7 protein-coding genes and 1 pseudogene are annotated in these 11,392 nt (G+C 56.0%); all 8 read right to left on the bottom strand.

Translation table 11 applies throughout. The annotated features are described in order from the left end of the window. Positions 1-101: 101 nt before the first annotated feature. The 8 genes and pseudogenes from NF78_RS05735 to NF78_RS32880 all read right to left on the bottom strand — a co-directional run bounded on the left by NF78_RS05735 (position 102) and on the right by NF78_RS32880 (position 11,098). A complete protein-coding gene (locus NF78_RS05735) occupies positions 102-1,727 on the bottom strand; it encodes a ShlB/FhaC/HecB family hemolysin secretion/activation protein (protein ID WP_052049857.1) in 1,626 nt (541 codons plus the stop codon). Positions 1,728-1,928: 201 nt separating this feature from the next. Beyond that, a complete protein-coding gene (locus NF78_RS05730; RefSeq protein ID WP_052049855.1) occupies positions 1,929-4,298 on the bottom strand; it encodes a CHAT domain-containing protein in 2,370 nt (789 codons plus the stop codon). A gap of 976 nt (positions 4,299-5,274) precedes the next feature. After that, on the bottom strand, positions 5,275-6,147 hold the full coding sequence (locus NF78_RS30895; RefSeq protein ID WP_156119668.1) for a hypothetical protein: 873 nt from the start codon (positions 6,145-6,147) through the stop codon (positions 5,275-5,277). 209 nt (positions 6,148-6,356) lie between these two features. Then, positions 6,357-7,247 (bottom strand): PAS domain-containing protein, encoded by an 891-nt coding sequence (locus NF78_RS05725; protein WP_081972520.1) that lies wholly within the window; start codon positions 7,245-7,247, stop codon positions 6,357-6,359. An 8-nt stretch (positions 7,248-7,255) separates the two neighbouring features. Next, positions 7,256-7,735: pseudogene (locus NF78_RS05720) on the bottom strand (IS66 family transposase); the annotation flags it as partial. Between the two features lie 37 nt (positions 7,736-7,772). Beyond that, positions 7,773-8,861, bottom strand: a complete 1,089-nt coding sequence (locus NF78_RS05715; protein ID WP_035985262.1) for an IS481 family transposase — start codon at positions 8,859-8,861, stop codon at positions 7,773-7,775. A gap of 10 nt (positions 8,862-8,871) precedes the next feature. Further along, on the bottom strand, positions 8,872-10,674 hold the full coding sequence (gene tnpC / locus NF78_RS29085; protein ID WP_197064767.1) for an IS66 family transposase: 1,803 nt from the start codon (positions 10,672-10,674) through the stop codon (positions 8,872-8,874). A 121-nt stretch (positions 10,675-10,795) separates the two neighbouring features. Continuing rightward, on the bottom strand, positions 10,796-11,098 hold the full coding sequence (locus NF78_RS32880) for a DUF6444 domain-containing protein (RefSeq protein WP_318655480.1): 303 nt from the start codon (positions 11,096-11,098) through the stop codon (positions 10,796-10,798). Positions 11,099-11,392: the final 294 nt, after the last annotated feature.

The raw sequence follows: 11,392 nt of genomic DNA, 5'->3' as shown, positions 1-11,392 counted from the left end.
AGCACCCCAATTGCCATTGGCTCAGCCATCGTTGCAGGTCAACGATGGGTTCTCATTGGGTGTAGTCAGCTCTGGTTGGACGATGACAAGCAGAGGTTGACTCAGAAGGGCGTATATCGAACTGAAAAATAGACACTGCTCCCCTGGAAAACGTTCCTACCTTCAGCCAGGGGTATCAGGGGAAGGCCCAGATCGACTCGCGTGGAGAGGCGATCGCCCTGCTGCCACAGCAGGCCCAGTCCAGTACCCACCAACGTGTTGGGGCCAGAGGACAGACCTGGGGTCACATTCCAGGCTACCCCAGCATCCAGAAATGGAACGATCTGTAGGGTGGCATCTAGATCTGGAACGCGGGCGATGGGCGATCGCAGTTCTGCCGAGAGCAGCACGCCGCTGTCGCGCAACAGCACATCTCGCCCGTAGCCGCGCACGCTCAGGGCACCGCCCAGACCAAATTTCTCGGGCGATAGCAGATCATTGCTGGCCAGTTGGGTGTCGCCCCGCAGCAGCAGCAGGGTATCGGGGCCAAAGCGCTGTAGCCACTGGCCCTGACCGCGCCAGGCCAGAAAGCGGCTATCGGGGCCAGTCGGGTTGCGGGTGGCACTCAGCCAATCTAGGCCCAGGCTAAATTGGGATCGAAAGGCCAGCACGTGGCTTTGGCTGCGCTGGGTCCACTGCTGGGAAAAGCGCAGAGCCGTGACTCGGGTGATGCCCTCGCTGTCGGCCCCTGGGGAGAGGGGAAAGGGGCCAATGTCGTCCAGACCTAGGCGGGTTTGGCTTTGCTGATGGCCCAGGGTGAGGCCCAGGGTGAGGTCTTCGGTGGGGGTTTCGATCAGAGTATGGCGGTAGCCCAGGTCGTAGTAAACACTGCTGGAGGAAATGTCGAGCACCTGGAAATTGGGATCGATCACCCGACTGCTGGAGTAGCCCGCCCTCACCCGCAGGGCATCGTTGTTTGGGCTCACGGGCAGGGTATAACTGAGGTCAACGCCGTTGCTGCCATCGGTGTTTTCGTAGGTCAGGGTGATGCGATCGCCCAGGCCCGAAAGATTGCCCTCACTCAGCAGCACTCGGCGCTGCTCGGCTCCCACACTGGCAGCCCCGTAGTTATCCAGACTCAGATCAAGGGCCAACGAGTCGGCTTCGGCCAGGTTGACCACCAGTACGCTGAGGTTCGCTCTACTGCCGGCCTGCAAGTCAGCCACCACCGTTTCAATCAGGGGATTGAGCTGGAGGCGCTGCAACCCCGCCAGCAGCCGATCGACGTTGAGGGGCGGGGTGCTGGCCTGGCCCAGGCGACTGCGGACGTAGGCCGGGCTGAGGCGATTTAAGCCAGTGACTACGATGTCTTCCAGTTCCCCTTCGATCGCCTGAATGATGACCTGATCGCCCACCAGGGTCTGGGGCGGCAGAATCGCGCCCGAGGTCACGTAGCCCGCCGCAACGTAGCGTTCGGTAATGGCGTTGCGCAGTTCCAGCAGTTCCCTAAAACTGACCTGGCGGTTGAGGTAGGGGGCCACCAGGTCAGCCAAATTGGCTGGGGAAAAGACGGTGCTGCCCGTAATCTCGACAGTGCTGACGAAAAAGGTGGCCTCTGTCCCGTCTGTTCCGTCTAGGGGGGCCTCTGGCAGCGCCGGATCAGCCGGGGGCAGAAGTTCCTCCGGTGGGGGCAGGGGTGGCAGCGGCTGATCGGGCAGGGGCGGTTCTGGAATCGGCTGGCGGGGCAACGGACTCGCCTGGGATAAGCGCTGGGGGGCCGGAGCGGGCGATCGGGAATCAACGATTTTTGCCCTGGCCGGGGAAAGGGTTGCCAGGATAAGGAAAATAGCTGAGCAGGCAGGAACCAGGCCAACCCAACCCAAACGGGGCTGCAATCGAGTCAACGCAGATTTTTAGAGCAGCTGTGTAGTGGCGGTCACATTATAGGCCTACAGCCAATTTCCCACCAGCACATAGGCCGACCAGTAGATGGGATGGCGGTAGTCGGGATGCTGTAGCAACGCTAGTTGAGCCTGGCGCAGCGCCTCGGCTTTGGTGGTGCCGGGCTGGGCCAGGGCCTGATAGAACTGGCGAATAAAATACGCCCCGGAAGCGTCGTCTAAATTCCACAGGGAAGCCAGGGTGCTGCGGGCCCCCGCCTGGAGCGAAAGACCCGCCAGACCCAGGGCGGCACGATTGCCCCCGGTGGCTGTCTCACAGGCGCTGAGCACCAGCAGTTCAATGGGTTCCACCCGGATCTGATCCCCAGCGCTGAGCAGGAGGCTCAGCTCATCCACCGGAATCGGGCGATCCCAGGCCAGAATGAAGGTGTCTTGCAGGTTTGAGCTGTACTGGGCGTGGGTGGCCAGGTGCACAATGGGCAGCTCAGTCTGGGCGATCTTCTGGGTCAGGGCAGTGGTGGTGAACCGCTCGTCAAACAGTACCCGGCTGTCGAGTAGCGCCTGAATGGTTTGAATTTCGTCCTTCACGTTGGTGAGGGCGCTAAAGCCATGGCGGGCCTCGGTTAACCCTGCCAGAAGGGCCGCCATCCGGGTGGCCTGCAACGGGCGGGGGCCGAGGAGTTGGAGACCGGGGGAGAGGGCGATCGCATAGTCTTCCACCAAATACCGCTCCCCGTCGTACAGCGCCGCCATAGAGGTATTCCGCAGGGCTCCATCCAGCACAAAGACCAGGGTTTGGGGGTGGGTTTCGGCCAGGGCGGCTTGCATCGGCGCAATCAGCCAGCGGTAGAGCTGCTGCCCCAGGGCTCTGCCCTCGGGGGCAGTGAACCGCCGTTCTAGATTTTGTCGCCAGTCCGTCAGAGTCTGCTCCAGCTCTGCCTGGGGCACTGGGCTGGTGTACTGCCGCAGGGGCTGCCCTGGCAGACTGGCAATGATCTCCAGCCGATCCGGCAGAATAATTGGGTAAATGACGCCGGTGGTGGACTGACTCACCGCCTCCAGGGCGACCTGCTGACCTTCCAGGCAGGCAGTTCTAAAGAAGTTGTTGAGTTCGGCAATCTGCAAGGCTTCGATGACTGAGCGGGCTTCGGCTAGGCTGTCGGAAGGGAGAGATGGGGAGGTGGGGGGATGGGGAGGTGGGGAAGAGGGTAGACCCGCTTGGGATTCGGGTTGTAGCAGCAGATCGACTAGCTCGCGGTAGACGGGCTCGACGCTGTCGCGAAAGGAAAACTGTAGGTCATCGCTCACGGCGACCAGATCCTGCTTGAGGGACTGGAGGGTGGTGAAGGCGGCCCGGTAGGCGGGCAGGGCGGCGGCTCGTTGGCCCTGCTGGTTGAGCAGGCGACCCATCTGCCACTGCCACTGGTAGGCGATATCGGCGGCATTGAGGGATCGCGCCAGGGTCAGGGCTTGCTCGGTGAGCTGCTGTGCCTCGCGCCACTGTTGGGAGACCTCGTAGGCGTGACCCAGGTAGCCTCTGGCATAGGCTTCGGCGCGGGTATCCTGCAAAGCCATGCTCTGTTGAATCGCATGGGCCAGCAGTTGAGCCGCCGTTTCAATCTCGGTAGGTGTTTTGAGCTGGAGCAGGCTTTGGGCAGCGTTGATATAGGCGTAGATCTGGCCGCGCCCTGGGGGCATTTCGGCTAGTTCCCCCGGCAGGGTGGCTGCCAGCGGTTGAGCGGCTTCAGGGTCGTGCTGGGCTAACAGGCTGAGTCGGTTCAGGCGGGCTTTGAGGCGAATGTCGGCGGCCTGGGACTGTTCGGCTTGCTGGTAGAGGGCGATCGCCCCCAGCCAATCTCCCCGCCCCTGGGCCGTGTTGGCCAGTCCTAACAAAATCGCCCCTGTGGCTAAGCCCTCCCGCTGCGCCAGTTCCAAGGCCGTCTGCAAATGAGATTGCGCCAATTCCAGGTCGCCCAGCAGGCGATAGGTTTGCCCCAGCCGCTGATAGCCCAGCACCTGCACGGGGCGCGACTGCTGCGGCAAACGCTGCTCCAGGGTAGCCAGGGTGCGCCGCGCGGGCTGGTAATACCCCAAAGACTGCTGGGCCTGTACCTGGTTCAAGAGCGCGTTGACGTAGCGGCTTTCATCGCCGGTTTGTCGGTACAGCTTGGCGGCGGTTTGCCAAGTCTCCAGGGCGGCCTGGGTCTGCCCTCGAGCAAATTGCAGGCCACCGAGGGTGTTGTGCACCTGGGCGCTCACGGCCAGCTTTTGAGCCGAGTCGGGGGCGGTGGCGAGGAGGTTTAAGCTGCGGGTGATGGCGCGATCAGCGGCGTCCCACTGGCTGAGCTGCTGGTACGCCAGGGTGAGATAGCTGAGGGCCAGGGCTTGGTTGAGCGGTTGGTTGGAGGTCGCGGCCACGGCCTCTTCCCAGGCGGCTGCGGCTGCGCTGAAGCGCTGGGCGGTGTAGGCTTGGCGGCCTTGGCCTAGAAAATCCTCTGGCGAATGGATAGCAGCAGTGACTAAAGCCGCCTTAGTCGTTTCTCTAGAAAAAACAACGCTATGGCTTACTGGCAGCGCACTGGCGAGGAGTACCCCCAAAAGCAGACAGACGCAGAGCCGAGACAGTTGAAACCAGTGAGAATGAACCCTCTGAACCATAGGTAGCCGCTTGGAGAAAAGATGTATCTTGAAAAGTGTAACCGCTATCACTGCTATGAAAATGCCATGATAGCCATTCAGCAGTTCAGTTATCTTTCACTCACTTGGTTAAACAGATAAGATAGAGCTAGAGACTGTGAATTTTAGCGTTGAGATTACAAGTGTATAAAGTTTACGGCCACTGCTGACTGATTTGGCTTTCAAAAGCTGTGGATGAATGACGATGGCCTGTCTAGAATAAACTTAGGAGTAGGCAAAAGCTATCTCTGAGAAAACGCCATTAGGCCATTAGAAAGAGAAGTTTTATTAAATCATAAAGGTGCAACTAGTGCTTGTCTGGAATAAGACTGCCTTAGAAGGTAAAAGATATTATGTAGCCGTTTTTTGATGGATCAGCAGAGAAAAATCATTAATTCATTCATTTAGGCTAATTCATTGAGTCACTCATTTTTTGGCAATATCTAATCAAAAAAATACAACTTATAAGGCGAAAGGCAATGGACTCATAGATAAGTAATCTAAGAAGTCATCAGGTGCGAAGCGAAGCAGTTCCCGAATAGCAACTGCCTTATAGGAATTGCTTCACTTCACTTGCAATGACAGTGGTGTTTAAGCTTTTCACTTATAGATCCAGTAAACATAGACCAGCAAAGCTGACCTTTCCCTAAGGTCAGCTTTGCTAAATGTTTTTGGATGACCAACACAGCTAAAAACAAAGTGCAATTTAAAGCACTTCTTATTCGTATTCTTCTTTTCTGAAATGATGAGTGCCTATATTAAGCGAACCATACCTTCCCTGAAGCTGGTAAATTTTAATTCCCTTGTCTGGCGGAACCGTGACGCTCGTTCCAGTTTTTTTTGCCATTGAGAAGGTTTCACTTGTTGAGCTTTTCCATACAGAAGTATTTGTCACAGTAAACTTGGCAGAAGCACTAGGCCCAATGTTTGCTGCAACTCCAAAGTTCTTCTGCAATTCCAATGAAAGCGATGATGATTCTTCAAAGCCTTTAGAATCTGTCCTCGATACCCCTGACTCATAGCTAAATGAATGGTCAATTGCGAAACTTGTTTCATTCTTTTTGGAGGCTACTAACTCATAACGATCCTCGGGCAAAGCCGGAAAGCTTATCTCGAACTTACCCCAAGAATCAGCAGGCCGATTACCTCTGTCATGCTTTGCTCCCAGCAGTCTCTTGGATGTATGTGCATCCCACCAACGGTCAGTCCATCTTTCGGATCTTATTCCTACATTTGAGAGATCCGCTTCGCCAAAGATTGAAAATAAGGCCCAGTCTTGATCCCGAGGTATTACATTGAAATGAGTGAGTTTCAACTCCTGATATCTGTCTCCATTCTTGATTTTTGGCTTGTCAGTGTTCATGTCAAAGTAATGATCTGGATAGCGAACTGCCTCAAGGCACACAATGTTGTTTTGAATGTGGTGAAGTATGAATTTAGTCCATATAGCATCAACTAAATTACTTCTGGGACAGCCGTTAATTCTTCCTTCTTTAGAGTTGTGGGCATCAACATAATTGCCCGGATTCCGTAAGGATTGTATGACAACAACTGCTCCATTCAATGATTTCAATGTTTGATTTATAGACATGGTAGGCACCTAGAGTAGTTTTGGTGTTTCGGTCAAGAGTGAACGTGGAATTACTGACTAGATCAGTTGAACGAGCTAAGATCATCACTGGAGAAATTGGCAGTGAAAGTATCAGTGACTGTATTGCGTCTTGATTTGCTCCAGTGATAATACAGACGAGCCTCGTGCTCAAAAAGATATACGGATGATTCGGGATTAATATGCAGTCTTTAACCCCAAAATTCCTCCAAATTAATCGCTGTTACCTCCTGCTGCACTTCCTGAAAGTAGCTGCTGGCGGTCAGGGTCGCGACTTCTTCGGCGCGTTTCTGGTGGTCGATTTCAATTTGCAGTTCCTTGAGCTGTTGCCGGAGTTGATCTTCGCGTCGTTTTCGTTCGGTAATGTCCTGCACAATGCCCTCGTAGTAGAGTGCATTGTCATTGTCGTCTCTCACCACGCGGGCATCCACTTGAGTCCAGATAATGCTGCCGTCTTTGCAGTAGCAGCGGTACTCAAAGTCTTTGACAACGCCATGCTGCTCGATCGCAGCGATAAACTCAGCCCGCCGCTCAGCATCCACATAGAGCTGGTCTGAAATATTGGTAATGCTCTTGATCATTTCACCGGGCGAGTCATAGCCGTAGATTCTGGCCAGGGCCGGGTTGACCTTGATAAAGTGGCCTGCTGGGGACGACTGAAAAATGCCTTCCACGGCATTTTCAAAAATGCTGCGGTAGTTGTCTTCGGCAATGCGTAGGGCAATTTCCGCCCGTTTCTGCTCGGTGATGTTGCGAATGATCATCAGCACTTCGTCTGCGCCCGTTGTGACCATGCGCACTTCTTCGTATTGCAACTGTCCGTCGATATTGAGCTGTTGCTCATAGACCTGCATCAGGCCGGTGTCTAAGGTCCTTTGGATATGTTGCATCCGCCGCTGGGCTTCTGCGGGCGGCAGAGAATCATAAACGGTAGTATTCACCCCAAAATGATCGCCTTGATAGAGCGCAAACCGATGGCGGCCTTGTATGTCCAGGTAAGTCCCATCTCGGCTGGCCCGAATGAGTAAATCGGGAATGGCATCCATCAAAGCCTGGTTATCTGCTTCGTAAGCGTCCCTCATCGAACTTTCTAAGCTAGAGAGAGAGGCTGACCATGAGCCTCCAGAGAGTCCTCCTGCTCGGGCTCAAATTGAGGAAGTAAAGATGGCGCGGGCCGGTTCAACCGAGCGGCGGCACAGGTTTGACTGAGGAAGGCCAAGACATTGCGATGCTGAGCCTTCAAGGAGGTGACCACCGTCAGCATGCGCGAGACAAACTGACTTCCTCCATGAGACTGGGAGCCAAAACTGGTGCGCCGCCAGATCACCGCTGGACGCAACGCCCGCTCAGCAGCATTGTTGGTCGGCTCCACCCCTGGGGTCTGCACAAACGTCCAAAGGGCGGGTTCTACCTGTAAGAGTTGCTGGCAGGTGCGGATGGTTTTAGCTAGCGGCGTCTTTTCGGCGATGGCGATAGGCAGGGCTGTCGCCGCAACGAGTTCAGCCTTAAAGCCAGCCCGCAAGGGTTTGACGAACTCGATAAAGTCGGAGCGTACCAAGGTGCCATCACGTGTAATAGTTTAGACTTCATCTGACAGTTGGGACATATCAGACACGTAGAAGGCTGTCAGATCGTGTTTGATTTTTATCCTTCTCTTCTGCGTGTTGGTCAAGCTGTTTTGCTTTGGCTAGATGCAAGCTGTCTATCCAGGTCTGCATCGGGGTCTTGCCGTAGCAATAGCGTCCTGAGTGCGGTCGCTCCTGATTATAAAACTCAAGCCACTCATCGACATCGCTCTGGAGTTCCTCGATACTGTGATAAACCTTTTTGCGGAACGCCACCTGGTAGAACTCTTCGAGGATCGTGCGGTGAAATCGCTCACAGATGCCATTGGTCTGCGGTGATTTGGCTTTGGTACGGCTGTGGTCAATGTCCTCAATCGCTAAATACAGCTGGTATTCGTGGTGGGCCACGTTGCCACAGTATTCGGTTCCCCGGTCGGTGAGGATGCGCAACAGGCGTACGTCATGGGCCTCAAAGAAGGGAATCACTCGGTCATTGAGCACGTCAGCGGCGACCAGTGCCGTCTTGCGGTCATAGAGTTTGACGGTGGCTACTCGGGTATAGGTATCAATGAAGGTCTGCTGGTAGATGCGCCCCACGCCCTTGAGATGGCCCACATAGAACGTGTCCTGAGCCCCAAGATAGCCCGGGTGGTGGGTTTCGATTTCGCCATGGGCCTCTTTCTCCTCCTTGGCTTTCTCCAGTGCCTTCACCTGGGCCTCGGTGAGAATCAGGTTTTCCTGGGCCGCTTTGGCTTCCAGCGCTTTAAGGCGTTTGGCGAAGGTTTGCAGGTCATGGCGCAGCCAGATCGAGCGCACCCCACCGGGCGAGACGAACAGGCCACGCTTTTTCATCTCATTGGACACGCGAATCTGACCGTAGGCCGGTTGCTCGATCGCAAACGCCACCACCGCCTCTTCAATGGCCGCCTCGACCCGGTTCTTCACGCAGGGCTTGCGACGATCAATCTCTTGCAAGGCCAATTCACCACCGCTTTCGTACAATTCCTGGTAGCGGTAGAAGGTGTCGCGCGAGACGCCCATGACTTTGCAGGCTTGGGACACATTGCCTAAGGTCTTAGCCAGGTTGAGCAAGCCCAGTTTGTTCTTGACAATCTTCTCTTGCGTATTCATTGTGACACTCCTAAGTCAGTACAAGTTTACATGGAGTGTCAGATAAAGTCTTGACTATTACAGCCTGTAGCTGCTGCCACGATCGCCCTCGCCCCGGCCCCACCAGCACCCCGTGGCGGGGGCTGAACAAGAAGGCGAGGGCAAACAGGGCCGACACCACCAGCACAATGGCCGGGCCCGAGGACAGGTTGACGTAGTAGCTCAGGTACATGCCGCTGACGCTGGAAAACACGCCAATCCCCGCTCCCAGCACCATCACCTGGTGCAGGCGCGGCACCAGCAGGTAGGCCGTCGCCCCCGGTGCAATCAGCAGCGACAGCACCAGAATCACCCCCACCACCTTCATGCTGGCCACCACCGTCAGGGCAATCAGCACCATCAGCCCGGCGTTGAGCATTCCGGTAGGCAGGCCGCCCGCCTGGGCCCCAAGGGGGTCAAAACTGTAGAACAGCAGCTCTTTGTAGAGCAGGAAAACCGTCACCAGCACCAGGGCGGCAATGATGGCCGTATCGCGCACATCGCCAGGGGTTACACCCAAAATGTTGCCAAACAGAAACTGACTTCCTCCATGAGACTGGGAGCCAAAACTGGTGCGCCGCCAGATCACCGCTGGACGCAACGCCCGCTCAGCAGCATTGTTGGTCGGCTCCACCCCTGGGGTCTGCACAAACGTCCAAAGGGCGGGTTCTACCTGTAAGAGTTGCTGGCAGGTGCGGATGGTTTTAGCTAGCGGCGTCTTTTCGGCGATGGCGATAGGCAGGGCTGTCGCCGCAACGAGTTCAGCCTTAAAGCCAGCCCGCAAGGGTTTGACGAACTCGATAAAGTCGGAGCGTACCAAGGTGCCATCACGCACCCGGTGCCACCAGCGAAATAATCGCCGCTGCCGCCTCAGCAGCGCCTCGCCAATCTCACGCGAGACGCCGCTACGGTCTGCCATGGCGGTGAAGTCTCGCTTCAGATGCGCCCAGCACACCTGCCATCGGGTCACCTCAATCCACCGGTAGGCGCTGTAGCGGTCAGAGGTGACAATTCCTGAAAACTCTTCACCAATCAGGGCTTTAGCAGTCGCCTGTGACCGACTGAGCACCACCTCGAAAAAACTCACCAGCGGCGTCACCAGCACCCATAGCCAGCCTTTAGTGCGCTGGGGATTTCCCCCGTCTCGATTGCCTTGGGGGTAACTGGTTTCATCACTATGCATCACGGGTTGGCTCTGCACGTAGGCCTTGGCCTCCTCCACCGCCGGACTCACCGCGTCACTGATTTCTTGCCGCAAACGCCCGATGCCACCACGAGAGAGGCGCACCCCGAAGAGGTCGTCCATCACCGCACACACCTGCCGATAGCTCAGCCGGTACCCCCCACTCAGCAAGGCCACCATCGCCGTCAGTCGTTCACCATAGCCCAGGGCAGAGACCCCCGACGGCAGCTCGGCGCGGGTTACCGTGTCGCAGCACGGGCACCTCAGGCCATGCAATCGATACTCCACCACCTCGGGTTTAACCGGTGGCACTTCTATCACTTGATGGCGGTGAGGATGAGAATCGTGGCCTGATAAGCTAGCTCCACAGGCGTCGCAGGCCGGGGGAATCACCTCATGGACGGCTCGACAATCTTCGGCGGGATATAGTTTTCGAGCTTCGCGAGGAGCAGTTTTCCCGCTCTGCTCTCGCGGGGCTTTCTTGCCTTTCCCTTTGGCTTTAACACCTTTGCCAAAGCCATCCGTTGACGGTGGTTTTGATGAATTCTGTGAATTCTGATTGACTTTCTCTTCCAACGCCATCAGCCGCTCACTCAGAACCCGCACTAACATTTGGATGCTAGCGGGGGTCGCTTCCCAGTCGGCCCTCGGAACTCGGATTCCAGCTATCTCGATCTCGTCGCTCATCGCTTCACCTTACCGGGACTCCTAGCCCAAAATCCCTAAGCCTTCGTTAAATTCCTGGGACATGGCGGTGAGGATGAGAATCGTGGCCTGATAAGCTAGCTCCACAGGCGTCGCAGGCCGGGGGAATCACCTCATGGACGGCTCGACAATCTTCGGCGGGATATAGTTTTCGAGCTTCGCGAGGAGCAGTTTTCCCGCTCTGCTCTCGCGGGGCTTTCTTGCCTTTCCCTTTGGCTTTAACACCTTTGCCAAAGCCATCCGTTGACGGTGGTTTTGATGAATTCTGTGAATTCTGATTGACTTTCTCTTCCAACGCCATCAGCCGCTCACTCAGAACCCGCACTAACATTTGGATGCTAGCGGGGGTCGCTTCCCAGTCGGCCCTCGGAACTCGGATTCCAGCTATCTCGATCTCGTCGCTCATCGCTTCACCTTACCGGGACTCCTAGCCCAAAATCCCTAAGCCTTCGTTAAATTCCTGGGACGGTTACTCTGCTTCACTTCTGCCCAGGGCTACTTCAGCTCGTTTTTGCTGGTTTCTATCCCGCACAATCACCAGCACTTCAATTTGATTGAGGGGAATCAACCGGGAGCATGTCAGGTTTGCAAGGTCGGCTGAAACAGGTGAGGATGCAAGTGTTGA

The organism is Leptolyngbya sp. KIOST-1 (genome assembly GCF_000763385.1).
Taxonomy (GTDB): Bacteria; Cyanobacteriota; Cyanobacteriia; order Phormidesmidales; family Phormidesmidaceae; genus Nodosilinea.
The sequence above is the reverse complement of the archived record's forward strand: the minus strand, read 5'-3'. Positions and strand labels throughout refer to the sequence as shown.